The 15,606-nt window shown below is 74.1% G+C and carries 6 protein-coding genes and 3 pseudogenes; 2 read left to right on the forward strand and 7 right to left on the reverse strand.

Going from position 1 to position 15,606, the window contains the following annotated elements; all coding sequences use genetic code 11:
• Window positions 1–292, forward strand: a pseudogene (locus tag ACIOKD_RS41605) (hypothetical protein); the annotation flags it as partial.
• Window positions 293–873: 581 nt separating this feature from the next.
• Here ACIOKD_RS41605 and ACIOKD_RS41610 read toward each other — a convergent pair.
• From ACIOKD_RS41610 to ACIOKD_RS41640, 7 genes and pseudogenes are all read right to left on the reverse strand, one after another.
• Window positions 874–1,422: a TetR/AcrR family transcriptional regulator gene (locus ACIOKD_RS41610; protein WP_402093668.1), complete on the reverse strand. Its 549-nt coding sequence runs from the start codon at window positions 1,420–1,422 to the stop codon at window positions 874–876.
• Window positions 1,423–1,447: 25 nt separating this feature from the next.
• Complete coding sequence (locus tag ACIOKD_RS41615) at window positions 1,448–1,921, reverse strand: nuclear transport factor 2 family protein (RefSeq protein WP_402093669.1); 474 nt, start codon at window positions 1,919–1,921, stop codon at window positions 1,448–1,450.
• Between the two features lie 162 nt (window positions 1,922–2,083).
• Window positions 2,084–2,635 carry a transposase family protein gene (locus ACIOKD_RS41620; RefSeq protein WP_402093673.1) on the reverse strand — a complete coding sequence of 184 codons (552 nt, stop codon included), beginning with the start codon at window positions 2,633–2,635 and terminating at the stop codon, window positions 2,084–2,086.
• Between the two features lie 2 nt (window positions 2,636–2,637).
• Window positions 2,638–4,104, reverse strand: coding sequence for a hypothetical protein (locus tag ACIOKD_RS41625; protein WP_402093670.1), 1,467 nt, complete (start codon window positions 4,102–4,104; stop codon window positions 2,638–2,640).
• Window positions 4,105–4,564: 460 nt separating this feature from the next.
• Window positions 4,565–8,181: pseudogene (locus tag ACIOKD_RS41630) on the reverse strand (DUF5682 family protein).
• Between the two features lie 252 nt (window positions 8,182–8,433).
• A complete protein-coding gene (locus tag ACIOKD_RS41635) occupies window positions 8,434–13,446 on the reverse strand; it encodes a DNA-binding protein (protein ID WP_402093671.1) in 5,013 nt (1,670 codons plus the stop codon).
• Between the two features lie 64 nt (window positions 13,447–13,510).
• The gene (locus tag ACIOKD_RS41640; protein WP_402093672.1) at window positions 13,511–14,377 is read right to left on the reverse strand and encodes a DUF4132 domain-containing protein; all 867 of its coding nucleotides are present in this window, start codon (window positions 14,375–14,377) and stop codon (window positions 13,511–13,513) included.
• A 256-nt stretch (window positions 14,378–14,633) separates the two neighbouring features.
• Here ACIOKD_RS41640 and ACIOKD_RS41645 point away from each other — a divergent pair.
• Window positions 14,634–15,070, forward strand: a pseudogene (locus ACIOKD_RS41645) (Rieske 2Fe-2S domain-containing protein); the annotation flags it as partial.
• Between the last annotated feature and the right edge of the window lie 536 nt (window positions 15,071–15,606).

The following is a 15,606-nucleotide window of genomic DNA, read 5'->3' on the forward strand; positions in this document are numbered from 1 at the left end:
CAGCCTCCCCTACAGAGCGAACCCACCGCCCAGTACAGCTGAACAACAGCAGGTCACAACCAAGATCATTAAGCACACACCAGCTACGCCACAGCACGGAGCGAAGCTGATCTATGAGGAAGCCGCAGCCGAACTCAATTCCCCCGACGCGCTGCAGCCCATCGTTGATCTGGCGAGAGCGCTCGACCTGCCGAACGATCAGCCTCTGGACCAGCAGCACATTCGCGACCGGGTCACCTCCGCGGCGCGAGACTTTCTCGCCACAGAAGCACGCCAGAAGCACAGCCTTTGAGCTACGTCGCATGACCCACCGTGACCGGTACACGGAAAGCGCAGTTCGCGCGGCACGCGCGGAGGCACAGCTCCGACCGGTATCCGAGGAACTTCTCCAAGGGGCACAACCGCTGCGCACCTGGCTCTGCGCCTTCAAGGACGATGATGCGCAAAGCGCTCAGGTCTGGCTTGACGAGGCTCAGGTGCCTTTGTCCAACTCATGTGGTTCTGGCTCCCACTGAGTGGTGTGCATCGTGACGTTGCTGGTCACGGATCTGGTGTGAGGGTCGGGAGAGCTGCTCGCGCTGGTCATCGGCCGGTGTCCACGGCGAAGATCGTCTGACATGTCGTTTGGAGCCGTCCTCGGATCGTGTTGCGCCGTCCGCTGTGCCGCTCTTACGATCCGGGGCTGGGCCGGTACGCCGGGAGAGCGTGGGGATGCGGGAGCTGGAGCGGACCGGAGGCCGTCGCCCCGACGCCCGCCCGGGAGGAGGCTGACCCGGACGAAGTTTGCCCGCGGCTGAAGAAGCCGGGTCCCATCGGCCGAGTTGGCCTACGAGGAAGACTCGGGGCCGTCGGCGCCGAACTGCCAGTGTCGGGTCATCGAGCGGTGAGGACGTGCGCCCACGGCTCATCGATGTCGGCCAGACCCAGCACGGCGACCACGTTGTCGAGCATTCCGGCGCCGAACCAGCGCCGCACGGCCTCGTCGTCACCCAGCAACTGCCGAACGGTGTCGACCTGCTTGGCGTAGCACCGGCGCACGGCCTGCTCCACCAGCGGTTCGCCGACGGCACAGTTCGCGTGCATGAGGAAACGCAGGATGTTGCGGTCCGCGACGAGCGCGGTGTAGGCGCCGCGTGCAGCGTCCAACGCCGCCTCGGGTGCCGGCCCGGCCCCACCCGACGCCGGCGAGTGAGCGACCAGCGTGTCGGTCATGACGACGGAGACGTGGTCGACCACCGCCGCGAACAGTGCTTCCTTGTTCGGGTACAGGCGATAGAGATACGGCTGAGAGACGCCGACCCAGTCTGCGATCTCGTGCGTCGTCGTACCGTAGAAACCCTTGTGCGCGAAGCAGTCGACCGCAGCGGCCACGATGGCCCGACGTCGTTCGTCGCTCTTCGTGCTGGTACCGGCGGCAGGCATGGGCGTCAGTCAAACACGGCTCCCCTCAGCCTCCAAAAGCCACGCTGCGGTCGGAGTCGGACGGTACTTCGTGGGGCGTGAGCGCCTCGATCGCCACCAGCGGGTTCCAGTAGTCCAGGTAGTGGGTGATGCGTGCGTCGTCATCGGTGTGGACGACGGAGATGCATGTCTGCTCGTACGGCTTGCCGGTCGGCAGCGCAGTGCCCTTCGAGCGGAATTCGGCGATCACTAGACTCGGATCGACCGTCTCGTGGAACACCAGGTCGACGAACTCCACGTCAAAGGTCTCGGGAAAGTTGCTCATGTGCGCGCGCAGTGCGTCTCGCCCCGTTACCCGCTGGGGCACGCCGGCCGGCGCGTACGGGAACTCAAGCACCGCCTCCGGGGCGAACAGCTGCACCCACTCCTCGGTATGTCCGGCAGCGGTGAGGCGCAGGTGCTCGGCCACGGCGTGCTGGGCAGCGGCACGGCGGGCGGCGTCGTCTTCCTTGGCTATCATTTTCACTCCTGCGTTAGTGGTCGACCTATAACCTACCATGCCTGAGCTGGCGGGTAGTCGAGCAGGAGGTGACGCCATGGGACCCCGGTCCCGTTCACCCAGAGGATGGCGTTCAGAAAACCCCCTCGGCGGCGGGCGGCGGCCCGGCACTATCGGCGCACGTCACGCTTCGGCGAAGATCGTCGGCCACCGGGGGACTTCGCGGTCCGTCAGGACCAGCAGAGCCCTCACCAGGGTGGTCGCCCACTTCGGGTCGGTGCGTACCTTGCCGGGTACGCGCCAGTTCTTCAGGTGGGCGAAGCCGTGCTCGACCGGCGCCCGCACTGCGGCAAGGGGGTTGTCGGACAGCTTCCGCCCGCGCGTCAGCGGCCGGTTCCGGGCGGCCTCGCAGCCGGTGATCACCGCCGGATCGGCGTCGGGACCGCTGTCGTCGAGCCCGACGAATCCCAGGTCGGCGATGGCTCCGAGGCCGGCCGCCCGCAGCCTGACGGTCAGCCGGTCGTGACGGCAGGCGGTGATCTCCGGGGTACGTCCGGGCCGGGCCGCCGAGACCCACAGCAGTCGACCCTTGTCGTCGGTGAGCGCGATCACGAGCAGGCCGTGGTGTTTGTGCTTGCCAAAGTAGTTCTTCCGGTTCGCCGTGCCGGTGCGCCGCCGGGTGCGGATCAGCGAGCCGTCCAGCAGCACCACCCCGCCACCCGCTCGGGTGATCATCTTCAAGGTGCGGTCCAGGCGCGGGCCAGGCGCGCGGCGCGAGCGGCCAGCAGGCCGACGACTTCCCTGACCCACCGGGTCACGGTGGTGCGGTGTATCCCGTTGCCGCCGGCCAGGTCGCGAGGTAGACGGCCGCGGCCAGCCACAAGGTCGTGTACCGCTCGGTGTCGTCCTCGCGCAGGCGGCCGAAGGCGTCGCGGGAGCGGCGGGCGGCCACCGGTGCCAGCCGGTCGAGGAGGTCCGCGCCGGTGGCGAAGCCGTCCCGGCGCAGGGCCGCCGCCTGGTCGCGGTGGTCGCCGTCCCGTACGGGTTCGGCGGCGACCCGGCGGCCTCCCGCGACCGCCAGCTCGACCAGGCGGCGGACCCGCCAGAGAGGTGAGCCGGCGGGGGCGGCGAGGGCAGCGGAGGCGGCAGGCGAGGTGGAGGGCGGGGGACTCGTCGTGAGCCGGGGGGCTCGGCGGGAAGTGGCCGTCGCGCAGGTCGTCGTAGCCGAGGTCGGCGCGGTCGTGCCAGTCGGCGGGAAGGCGCAGGGTCGCCTCGGCCCCGGGCACCGGGCCGACGGTCAGCGGGCGCAGCACGGTGCCCCGCAGGGCGTCGACGCGGCCGAGGACCCGGATCCGCAGCCCCGGGCGGGCGCCCAGCCGCCGGAGGTTCGCGGTGTGGGCGGGGGCGGGGTCAGGATGGACGGGGGCCAGCCGGACCGGGGCGCCGGGGTCGGCCCGGTCCCCCGCGTCCAGGTCTCCCGGGTGCGGCAGCACCCGGACGAGCACGTCCTCGCCGTCGGTCCCTGCGATCTCCACGTCGCAGACGGTCAGGGACCGGTCGGCGGGCTCGGCCGGGTCCGGGACGTCCGCGCGGCCGGCCCGGGCCAGGCCGGGGCGTCCGGCGGTGAAGGTGGCGCGGACCCCGGGCTCCGGCAGCAGCCGCCCCTCCGGGGAGACGACCGCGCCGAAGACCGTCAACCCGCCCCGGGACAGCCGGAAGTGGTCACTCAGGAAGGAGCGGAGGGCGACATGGGCGGTGCCGGCCCGGCGGGCACGTGCCGGGCCGCCGGGCCGGACGTCGGGGAGCGTGTACCAGCGGCCGTCGTCGTCCACGAGATGGGTGATCACCCCGCCGGGGCCGTCGGGGCCGCCGGGGCCGCCGGGGCCGATCACCGGCTCGCGGCAGACCCCGTAGAGGCGCAGGGGGCCGTCGGGACGGTGGTTGCGGGCGCCGGCGCCGATCAGCGCGGGGTCGGGGTCGGCGGCTCTCGCACGGTGAGTGACGAGGAGCAGTTCACGCAGGGCGGCGACCTGTCCGGCGCGGTCGCGGCCGCGGTGCGGATCGTCGGGGCCGGGCAGGGCGCGCACCACGTCCAGGGCGGCGGCCTCCGCACGGTGCAGACCCGCCAGACGGGCCGTGTGGGCGGCGCGGAGCAGCTCGGCGCGGAGGACGGCGCCGGTGGCGGTGGTTCCGGCGGAGAGCACGGCGGCCGCGGCCTTTCAGAGACCGGCGGCGGCCCGGATCTGGTCGGGGGTGAGGAAAACGGGGGCGGCGGTGCCGCAGGGGCGGAGGACGGGGGAGGTTCGGCTGGGCCTTTGTGTTCGGTCGGTGGGGGCGGTGCGGGTGGGGTGGTCGGTGGTGCGGTGGTGAGCGGGCAGGCACCCAGTACCGCCGCCCGGTGGAGGCAGCGGGGTGCCAGCAGGCAGGTGCAGGTGACCTGGGCCGGGTCGGTGACCGTGCCGGACGGGTCCGATGCCAGCGTCACCCGCGCGTCGGGACCGCAGCGGACCTCGAAGGTCCCGTCCCCGGCGGTGACGGGTGCGTCGGCGAGGGCCGCCACGGCCGCGTCGAGCCTGCCTCGCAACCGGGTGGTCAGGCCCGCCTCGACCGCGGTGAACACCTCCGGTGCGATCGGGGGGAGGGGGACGTCCGTTCCGGAAAGGGTCATCGGGGTGCTCCACGCAGGCGTTCGCCCACCCACCGGGCGAGCGAGAGGGGGCTGAGGCCGGCGACCGGCATACCGGCCGCTACGAGCTGCCGGGCGACCGCCACCGAGTACCGGGGGACTCCGTCCGCGTCCAGCGCGGCGCAGCCCAGCAGTTGGACGCCGGAGGAGACCAGGGCCCGGGTCTCCCGGAGCAGTCCGTCGAGCGACCAGCCCTCCTCGAAGTCGCTGACGACGACCATCAGCGTGCGGTCGGGCACCTTCACCAGCGTGCGGGCGTGCGCGAGACCGGCCGCGATGTGGGTGCCGCCGCCGACGCGCACCTCCAGCAGCAGGAAGAGGGGGTCGGCGACCCGGTCGGTGAGGTCGACGACCTCGGTGCTGAAGGTGAGGAAGTGGGTGGAGAGCATGGGCGCGTCGCCCAGCACGGCCGCAGTGAGCGCCGACCAGATGACGGAGGACTCCATGGAGGCGGAGACGTCGGCCACGAGGATCAGCCGCCAGTCGCTCTCCCGTGCGGTGCGGGTGCTGAACACCGGCCGCGCGGGCACGACCTGGACGCCGCCGTCCCCTCGGCGGCGGAGGTGGGCGAGGTTGGCGCGCAGGGTGCGGGCCATGTCGAGCCGGCCGCCGGGCCGCCGGGCCGCCGGGTGGGGCGGGGGGTGGTGAGACCGGTGAGGGTGGGGCGCAGCCGGGTGGCGAGTTCCCGGGTGAGTTCCTCGATCAGGCGCTTGACGAGGGGGCGCAGGTTCGCCAGTTGCTGCTCGGGCATCCCTCGGGCGAGAGTGAGCACGGCGGACAGAAGCTCCACCGAGGGGCGTACCGAGCCGGGATCGAGAAGGGGGAGCACGTCCGTACGGCCCTGGGCGGCGGCGCGGCCGAGCACCTCTTCCCGGATGTCCGCGCCGAACAGTGCCTGGAGCCGGTCGGCCCATTCCCGGACGGTGGGGCGGCTCCGGTCCCGGCCGCCACCGCGCTCCCGCGGGGACCGGCCGTCGCTCGCGTTCGGCCCCTCGCCGTCGGCGCCCGTGTCCCGTCCGGCGAACAGTTCGCCCTGCGCGTCCTGGTCGACCTCCTCCGTGTCCTCACCGTACAGCTCGTCCAAGGCGTGGGCGTAGGCCCGCAGTTCCTCGGACAGTTCCGCCGTCCGGCGGCCGAGCAGCAGTCGCCAGCGGTCGGCGGGGCCGAGCCTCGGGGCGGCGGCGGTGCCGGTCGCTCCGGTCGGGCGGGGTGACAGGGCCGAACGGGGCACCCCGGCACGTGCGGGTACCGGCGCCGGTACCGCCGCCTCCGATACAGATCCAGACGTCGATGCCAAGGTCAAGGTCGACGCCAAGGTCAAGGTCGACGCCGACGCCGAGGTCGACGCCGCCGGATCCAGCACCCCCGCCAGCCCCATGTCCCGCAGAAGGGCGAAGCCCTCCGCGTCGGCTTCGGCCCAGTGGCCCGCCAGGGCGGCGGGGGCGGTGAGGCGGAGATCGGGGCGGTCACCGAGGCGGGCGGTCACCGTCGCGAGCAGCCGCTCGCGTCCCGCCGGGGTGAGCGCGCGGAAACCTCCGCGCAGTGCGGGAAGCCGGTCGAGGAAGTCTCGGTCCCCCATCGTCTCGACGCGCCCGAGCAACGGGTCCAGGGCGGTGGGGACCGCCTCGACCAGTGGTCCGGCGGCGAGGAGCAGCCCGGTGAGACGGCGCTCCAGCCGGCGACGGGTGTCCGGGGCCGTCGCCGTGTCCACCCAGTCGGCGAGTCGGGCGCCCAGCAGCTCCGAGCTGTCGAGATCCAGCAGCACCCTGGCGGCGAGGACCGCACCCTGGACGAGCGGGGAACCGTTGCGGGAGAGCGCGTACAGCTCGGTGCCCAGACGCAGGCCGAGCCGGTCCTCGCCGCCGCGCAGGGCCAGGGCGACCAGTGCGACGGCGTCCTCCCGCCCGTCGGTGCCGGCCAGGCCGGGCAGGGCGCGGACCGCGGCTTCCAGCAGCGTGCGGGAGAGCGCGGCGGCGCGGCGGCGCGGCGGCGGATCGGTTCCGTGGTGCCGGGCAGATGGCCGCCGCGGACCGAGTCCAGCAGGTCGAGGCAGCGCAGCAGTTCGGGCAGGGTGGCCGCGACGGGCAGGACCCGCGCCGCCTCCGTGAGGAGGTCGCCGGCCAGGTCGGGCAGGGCGCAGCGGGCCGCGGCGCCGAGGACGTCGATGATCCGGGCCGGGGTGGCGCCGCCCTGCTCCGAGGCACTGCGGTGGTTCTCCCGGCGGGTGCCGTCGGCCGCCTGGGCGGCGGTGACGCCCCTGATGCCGACGAGATCGAGCCGGGCGGCGACGGAGGGGGTCCAGGCCGCTCTCCAGCGAGTGGTGAGGGCGTTGCCGTCGCTCGCGGCGGACACCTCGGCCCGCTCGGCGTACTCCACTCCGCACGCCTTGAGGCGTTGCAGGAGGATCTCGCGCCGGGCGTCGAGGGGCGAGCGCAGCGGTGAGAGGCGCAGCTCCCGGCGGGCGGGGCTGCTCGGGCCGGGCAGCCGCAGCGCGGCCAGCTCCGCCTCCGCCCAGGGGCCGAGTCCGGAGCGGGGGATGCCGGGGGCGAGCCGGCCGCGGCCGGTGCCGACGAACACCGTCTCCAGGAGCGGGCCCGGTTGTTCGCCCCGGCCCAGGACGGAGGTCACCGCTTCCAGCAGCTCCGCACGGCCGGGCGCCGAGGCCGCGGGCGAGCCGCAGGGCCTCGATCACCTCGCCGGTACCGGCGGCGTAGCCGGCCGCGCGCATCGCGCGGCAGAGTTCGGTGAGGAGTCGGGCGGCGCCGTCGTGGATCCGGTCCGGATCGCCCCCGGCCTCGAACACCGCCTGCTGCCAGCGCGGGTCACGGATCCCGGCCGGGTAGCCGGACCGGGGGTCCAGCAGGGCGAAGGCGTACGGCACGAGCGAGGTCACCGTCGAAGGGCCCGCCTCCGCCCGGCCGTCGCCGTCCGCCGCCGGAGGGCCGTCCGCCGTGTCCAGGGCGGGGGCGTGGAAGGCGCCGACCACCACCGCGCTTCTCCGTGTTCCGGCCGTGGCCACGACTTCGCGCATGTGCGCCTCCCGGGCGAGGTCGAGGGCGGCGAGGCCCTCGTGTTCCCGCCGGTCCTGGCGCAGCGCCCAGCCGACACCGAGGGCGACCAGCCGCACGGCTTCGGGGCTGCTGCCGAGGGCCCGCGCCTCCACCGTGCGGTCCCACAGGTCCGGCCCGTCCCGCGGGGGCCGCCCGCCGCCGGGGACCGGGACGGATGCCCCCGGTGGGACGGATGACCGCGGCGGGGCGGCGGACCGCGGCGGCGCCGCCAGCGGCAGGTCGCAGCAGAGCACCTCCGCGCCGTTCCGCCGGGCCCAGCGGATGGCCGCCAGCTCCGGGGAGAAGTCCGCGAGGGGGTAGGCGTGCAGCCGTCCGTCCTCGTACGCGCCGGTCAGCGCCACCGGGGCGACCGTGCGCGGGTCGGCGAGGTACGGCAGCCAGGGCTGGAAGTCGGCGGGCAGTTCGACGCAGACGACCTCGGCGGCCACGGCGTCCAGCAGCCGGGGCACGGCGACGGCGAGAGCGGGGCTGTGATGCCGCACCTCGATCAGATACGGCCGTGTGCCGGCGGCCAGAGCGGCCACTCTCGCAGCGGCCTCTTCCCCCTCGGGGCCCGCCGTCCACGCGGCCGACGCCTCCCCCTCGGCCCCGGCCACCCCCACGGCCGCCCCTCCCCCTCGGTCTCATTCATCGGGTCTCTTGCGTTCATGGTCGTCCTTCCGCTGTCGGCCCGTCCGGCGCGCGGACGCCGCCCCTCGCACGAGAGCCCCTCCCCCACGGCTCCCCACGGCCGCACCGGTGCCTCCCACCGGTGCGGCCACTCCCCGTACCGGCGTTCAGCGGCGCTTGCGGCGCGGGCGCGGTACCTCCATCTCCTCCAGCCGGGGCTCGTCGCCGTCCTGGACCCGGCGCCACGCCTCGCGGTAGAGATCGGCGACGGGCCGGTCCGGCACGACCACACCCAGGAGGGCCTTCTCACCGTCGAGCAGGCCGTACATCGGCAGTTTCCAGCGCTCCAGCGGCAGATGCGGTGAGGCGAGCCGGGTCCAGCCGCCGGGCAGGAACAGCGAACGGCCGGCCTTGGAGCGTTTGCCCTCGACCACGAGGCCGGTGGGGACGAGTTCGGCACGGGCCGCCCGGAGCCGGGCGGTCCCGCCGCGCCGCTTCGCCCAGCCGGTCCAGCGCGCGGTGTTGCGGTCGGTGGGGTCGGGCAGGGCGAGCAGCATCAGATAGACGACCGCGGCGTCCTCGCTGACGCCGTACCGCTTCGCCGCCTCGGCGACGAGGTCGGGCACGGACCGGGAGGGGTCCTGCGGCCACCACCCGCCGTCCTCGTCGCGGGCGCCCGCCGCCGGGGCGCCCGGATCGGCGAGGAGTTCGGCGAACCGCCGGTCGTGGACGAGGCGCAGGGCGGTCTCCGCGGCGGTCGGCCCCTCACCGGGGAAGAGGGCCGCCATGTGGGGGTCGGACCCGGCCGCGTCGAGGAGCGAGGGGCGCACGGCGGCGAGGGGGGCGGGGACCGTGGTGCTCAGCACGACCGCGCCGTAGCGCTCAAGGTCCTCGCCGCGCTCGGTGGGTTCACCGGCGGCGAGAGCGAACGCCTCCCGGTCGACGCTTCTGCCGAGGTCGATCAGCAGGCCCGGGTGGGTCAGCCGGCCGCGTATCGCCGTCAGTACCTCGGGCAGCACGGCACGGAGCGGGTGGCTGGACGGGAGGCGGTGGGCGAGCCAGGCGGTGAGGGCGACCCCGGTCTTCAGGACATTCCCCCCGAAGCCGCTGCCCCGGGCGGCGAGCCAGTGGCCGGAGAGCGTCCATTCCAGGTCGTGTTGGAGCCGGGGCTCGCCGGCCACGTCGAGGAAGCCGTGCAGCGCCTCGGTCGTCGGCCAGCCCACGCATTCGATCGAGCGGACCGCTTCGTTGAGCACCTCCTCGTCGACAGGTTCGCGCCGGCCCAGCCGCTCGTTCCAGACCGTGGCCGCGGCGGCGGCGTCGGGGCCGTGGCTCCACAGCCGGGACGGTTCGACGGGGAGCAGCGCCGCGACGACGGCCCGCCGGGCGCCGGCGTCGAGGAAGCGCAGGTCGTCCTTGGCCACTCGCGCGTCGGGCGCCTTCACGCCGATGGTCTTCAGCGTCTCGGACGGTACGGCCTGGCGGGTGTCGTCGATCATGGGCAGTCCGGCGACGACCAGCCGGGCCGTGCTCGGGGTGACTCCGGTGAGCCGGGCGAACTCCTCGGCGGCGGCGGGAAACCAGGGTGCCGGGCCGCGTCCGGCCAGCTCGGCGCGGAAGGCCGCGGCCCAGCCGGGCGGTCGCGTCGGCTCCGGCAGGAACGGCTCGGCGGAGACCAGCGTGTAGGGGGCGGGCGGCTCGAAGCGGCCGGAGGGATCGTGGTGCAGGGCGCCGTAGTGCCTGCCGTCGTCGTCGGCGCCGTCCCAGTGGCGGAACGGCCGGTACCAGTCGTCGGGGAAGGCGAGGAACTCCCCGCCGCCCAGGTCCAAAAGGGTCGCGGAGGTGTAGCCGCGCACGGCGCCGGGTCCCTCGAACAGCTTCTGGTCGAGCCGCAGCCGGACGCGGCGCCAGTGGGCCGGGTCCGGTTCGGTGAGCCGCTGGTCGTCCAGTTCCGCCAGGAACATCTCCAGGGCCCGGCGGTGGTCCTCGGCGGTGGCCCGGGTCCCGGCGCGCAGGGCCACCGTCGCGGGCAGCGTGGGCAGGGCCGTCGCGTTGAGGCGGCGCAGCGGATCCAACTGTTTCCCGTCCAGGTGCACGGTGCCCTCGGCGGTCGTCTCGCCGAGGCCCTTCATCGTCCGGGCGAGCAGCGCCGGCAGCCCGAAGATGTCGTGGTGGAAGTCGTAGTACCAGCGGTTGCCGCCCTCGGTCAGGCCGATGCCGTCGAGCGCGGAGGCGAGCAGGCGGTCGCCGACGGCCCGTCTCGGCTCGTCCGGGGCGGTGCCCGCGCGCGCGGATTCGAGCCGGTCGAGCACGGCGTCCAGGGTGCGCTGCTGCTCGGCGGCGTACCGCACGAGGGTGGCGACGCCCGCGCGCAGCCTCTCGTGTCCGATCTCCGGGAGCAGGGTGCGCACCAGGTCGCCCGCCACGTCCTTGCCGGGGACGTCGTCGGCGGGGGTGGCGTCGGGCTGTCCGGCGACGGCTCCGGCCAGCAGGGCCTCGACCGTGTCCTCGCCGATCTCGCGGAGCGCGGCCGAGCCCTGCGGATCGCGGGCCAGGCACAGGTGCCAGTAGCGCAGGGGCGGCAGCAGGGCCGTGCCGCCGGTGAAGATGCCGGAGCGGTAGCCGGACCGGATCTCGGCGACGACCGTGCCGTCGGTGTCGAGCAGTTCGATCTCCCGGTGCTTGTCGAGCACCGCCAGCAGCCGTCCGGTGCCGGGCAGTTCCAGCGCCTGCGCGGGGAGGCCACCGCTGTCGGCCGGCACGACCACCGCGCGTCCGGCGAGGTCCTCGCCCTTGCGGGAGCCGTCGGGCAGCGTCAGCATCCGCCAGCCGAGGAGTCCGTCCACCGGCGCGCTCATCGGGCCGGGGACGGCGGACGGGGCGGGCCGCAGCCAGGAGGCGCCGAGACTGTCTCCCGTCGCCTCGCGCGTGCCGCCCTCGGCGAACCACTCCGGCATCGCGGGTTCGCCCACGGTGTCGTGGACCGGGTCGTAGCTGTGCCAGGTGTGGTGCCGCGCGTCGGACCAGTCGCGGATCCACACCCAGTAGGACGTGCCGTCGCCGATCACGTGCCGCCGGCCCGGGACCACGGTGTCCCCCCGGCGCAGCACACCGTGGCCGGTGGTCCGGCCGCCCCCGGGCAGCGGCAGGGAGACGGGGGACATGCCGCCGTCGAGGCCGTTGCCGCCGTCGACGTCGCTGAAGTAGGAGTGGTGGACGGCGCCGTCCACCGCCAGGGGCGGGGAGTCCGCCGAGTGGTGCCAGTAACCCTGTCCGGAGGAGGTGGGGAACGCGTACCACCAGACGAAGAGTTCACCGTCGACGTACTGGCAGTCGACACGCCAGATCCGCTCGCCGGCCTCGTCCGGGAGGCGCAGGTCGTGGACGAGGACGGTGCCCTCCGCGCCGATCACCCGGAGCTGTCGGCCGACGAGGACGACGAGATACGGCCAGGCGTCGGTGACCTTGATCTTCGAGGGGTCGACGTCCTGTGCGGCGGCCTCGTCCAGCGCCTCCTCCCAGGCGGGCCAGCCCACCTCGTCCAGGAGGCCGGTGCGCAGGGCGCGGGCGAGCGCCGGCGCCACGCCCGTGGTCAGTGCCTCGCGGACCGCGTCCTCGGCGACCGCGAGCACCTCCCCCGGCAGCCAGCTCAGAGTGTGCAGCACACCGCGGTAACCGGAGTAGGCGGGCAGGGCGGCGCCGAGGTACTCCCGGCTGGCCTCGCCCACCCACTCGGCGAGCATCGGACGGCCGCCGGGGGACGCCACCAGGGCGAGGAGCGTCGGCTTGTGGCGGGGGCAGCCGACCATGAAGGCCCGGCGGAAGCGGGGGTCGGCCTCCAGAGCGAGGAGATCGCGCCGTTCCTCGCGGTCCGCCCAGGCGTTCAGTTCCAGCCGCCCGTCCTCGCCGGGCCCCTCCACCGGGACACCGAGGGCCAGCATCTGGTCCAGCAGGTCCACGTCACCGACCGGGGGCGGCAGGGCGGAACCGGTGGCGGCCAGTTCGGCGCGAAGCACACCGGCCATGCGGTCGACGAGCGGGCGGAGTCCGTCGGGCGCGGGGCTGCGCCGGTCGGCCTCGCACCGCTCGACGAACCTGTGCGTCCAGCCGGCCGTGCCGTCGGGCGACCGCTCCCCGGCGGGCAGGGCGGCGTCGCACAGCCCGGCGGTGGCGCCCGACGCCTCCAGCAGGTCGAGCCAGTACGGCAGTTCCTCGCGCTCCCACTCGGAAGGCATCATCCCGAGGAGGGTGGCGCGGAAGGCGGGCTCCTGCCGGGTCAGGCGCAGCAGGGCCGGGCGGTGGGTCTTCCACCAGCCGAGCGGCGCCTTGACCGTGCCGGGCAGCGGGAGCATCTCGCGCAGGTGGGCGACCTCCTCGGCGAGCGCGTCCTTGTCCGCCGCCGCCTTCGCCAGCCGGCGCAGGTCGCCGGCGCCCGGACTCGACGGGGCCAGGCCGTGTGCCGCGAGCCGCACGAAGAGTCCGCGCAGGTGTCGGAAGGCGACCTTCGCGGGGACCCGGGAGGACAGGCCCTTGGCGTAACTGGAGAGGATCTTCGTGGGTACGGCGTCGGCCAGGGCGAACTCCAGGAAGACGGCGTCCATGCGCGCCTCGTCGAACGGCAGCGCGTGCGCCGTCTCCGCCTTGCGGGCGTTGACGAACATCTGGGACGCGTACGCCTTCTCGTCGGCGGCGAGGAAGACGCGGCCCGCCTGCTCGTAGAAGGTCGGCAGGAAGTGCGGTACGGAGCCGGCGAGGCGCTCGCCGATCGCCTCGTAGGCGGCGCGGGCCCGCTTCGGCCGGGACGCCACCGTCTTCGCCACCTTGTTCATCTCGTCCACGAGGGACATGGCCAGATGGCTGTCGGAGGGGTGCCGGACCAGGACCCAGTCGGGGAAGCCCAGCGCCTTCGGCCGCCCGACGCCGACCTCCACCGGCTCGCCCTCGGGTTCGAGGCCGAGGAAGCCGGTGGGCGGTTCCTCGGTCTGCTCGGCGCTGGTCAGGCGCACGACGGTCCGGTCGTCCAGGAGGGGATGCCGGTACGCCTGGGTGAACATGGGCACGGCGCGGTCGCCGCCGCCGGTGGTGCCGGGCGGCAGTAACGCACCGGCCCGCAGCAGTTCCTCCGCCTCGGCGGCCGTCCCGCCCGCTGTCGTCGCGTCCGCTGTCGTCGCGTCGTTCATGAATACGTGCCTCTCGCGGCCGTGCGGCCGAAGTCGGGGTGGTGCCGGTGTGCGCCGTCGCCGCTCACGCCGCACCGTCCGTGCTCACGGTGCGGCCGGCGTGCAGGGCGGCGGCCATGCGCATGCCCTCCGACCAGGCCACGGGGCCGACCTCGCACAGGGCGAGCCGCTTTCCGTCCTGGTCGCGCCAGGACAGCCGGCCGGTCCATGCCTTGTCCTCGGTGTAGGGGTCGCCGATGTCGACCGCGGCGGTGACGATCCGCCCGGCGTCCCTGATGCGGTCGGTGGCGTACGTGCCCTCGACCCTGCAACCGAGCGAGGTGACCCGGGCGGAGAGGTGGAACCACGAGCGGTACTCGGCGCCGGAGAACTCGGTGACCGAGGTGGCGGCGGCGTCGAGGTCCCCAGGGGCGATCCAGGTGGCCCGGTGGATCTGCTCGACCCCCTGCACCACGCCCAGGTCGGCCGCGAAGGCGCGGAGTTCCTCCAGGTCCGGCAGGAGGACGGGGTGCGGCATGGTCACCGTACGAGGGGCCAAGCGGACGGTCTCGCCGTCCAGGTTCACCACCCCCAGCTCACCCGAACCGGCCACCTCCCGCAGGAAACCGACCTCGTCGGGGCCGGTGCCGACGACCACGAGGTCGCGCAGCGCCGACCGCCACGCCTCGTCGCGCCAGACCTGGGCGAGCAGGGCGGTGGGCACCGGCAGCGAGGACACCATCCAGTGGTCGACCTGCGCCGCGCACTCCGCCGCGTGCCGGTCCAGCCACTCACCGAACCGCTGGAGTTCGTGCACCTCGGGGTGGTCCCGCAGCTCCGCCGGCAGGCCCTTCGCCCGTCCGACCGGGGGGTCCCCCGACACCGGCCGGGCCACCACCCCGCCGTCCTCCAACGCGACCTCGTACGTGTCGCCCACCGCCAGCCAGCCCATCGGGTCCCGCCCCTCGCAGTCGAGAAAACCGGCACGGCGAACGGGCGGCCTGCGGCCTCGTGGCCCGGCCCGGCCGTGACGATGCGCGAAAGACTAGGGGCACCCACTGACACTCACCGCACCCCTCCCCCCAACTGCCCTCCACCCGCCCCCTCCCGTGGGACGGAAGAAGCGTTGCCACCCCACAGCCCCCACCCCCACCCCCACCCCCACGATGCGAACACGCCAGCCCCGCACCCCGACGGGAGCCGCACCCATGCCGCACGTCACCGCCTTGGCCCGGAACCAGTGGTATGTCGCCGCTTATGCCCACGGTGTCGGGCGGGAGTTGCTCGGCCGGACCGTCCTAGGCGAGCCGCTCGTCTCTACCGCGCCGAGGAGGACGGCCGCCCGGTCGTCCTGCACGACCGCTGCGTGCACCGCCGCTATCCGCTCTCCGCGGCCCCCACCCAACTGGACGGCGACCGGATCGTCTGCGGCTACCACGGGTTCACCTACGACACCACCGGCACCTGCGTGTACGTGCCGGGCCAGAAACGGGTCCCGCGCACCGCGCGGGTGGCCTCCTACCCGGTGGCCGAGCGGGACTCCCTGGTGTGGGTGTGGATCGGTGATGCGGTACTCGCCGACCCGGACACCGTCCCGCGCGCCCGCCACCTCGACCCCGGTGCTGCGGGTGCGGACGGATGGCTCTGGCCCGGTGGTGGGGTGCTGGCGTTGTTGTGCGGCTTCCATGTCCTCGCGGACGCCTTCGGCGTAGGTGAGCCATGTGGAGACGCCGGCGGTGCGGGCGACCGCGGTGTGAGTGATCTTCTTGCCCTGTTGTTCCAGGGTGGTGAGTGCGGTCAGGGCTCGCCGGCGTTTGTCGAGGCTGGCCCGGCGGCGGGCCTGGGCGACAGTGTGCGGGTTGCCGCGGGGGTTGATGCCGGGTCCCTGATCCGCGTGAACAGGCCCGCCGAGTGAGCCCTCAGCGGTCGACACAGGCACCTTGCCGTCCGGGCATCACCGTTCGATGCTCGGAATCACACCGACGCGCCACTCCCTCTTCAGGTTCCTGCGGGCCTGGTGCTCCTCTCGTTGCAACAGCGCCAGGACGCGGCCATGGTCGCCGCTGCTTCCAGCGGCTGATTGGAGCGGTCTGAGGTTCCCCCGCTGCGCGAGAGATGCTGATCAGCTGGTCAGGAGGGGTTGACGGGTGTTCAGGTTCGTTGGTTCGGCCGTCGCCCGCT

This window comes from Streptomyces sp. NPDC087844, from assembly GCF_044742785.1.
Classification (GTDB): Bacteria; Actinomycetota; Actinomycetes; order Streptomycetales; family Streptomycetaceae; genus Streptomyces.

Bases quoted from the DNA above. Each gene is read 5' to 3' on its own strand.
- ACIOKD_RS41635 (WP_402093671.1), bottom strand. From the start codon at position 13,446: ATGAACGACGCGACGACAGCGGACGCGACGACAGCGGGCGGGACGGCC.
- ACIOKD_RS41610 (WP_402093668.1), bottom strand. From the start codon at position 1,422: ATGCCTGCCGCCGGTACCAGCACGAAGAGCGACGAACGACGTCGGGCC.
- ACIOKD_RS41615 (WP_402093669.1), bottom strand. From the start codon at position 1,921: ATGATAGCCAAGGAAGACGACGCCGCCCGCCGTGCCGCTGCCCAGCAC.
- ACIOKD_RS41620 (WP_402093673.1), bottom strand. From the start codon at position 2,635: ATGATCACCCGAGCGGGTGGCGGGGTGGTGCTGCTGGACGGCTCGCTG.
- ACIOKD_RS41640 (WP_402093672.1), bottom strand. From the start codon at position 14,377: ATGGGCTGGCTGGCGGTGGGCGACACGTACGAGGTCGCGTTGGAGGAC.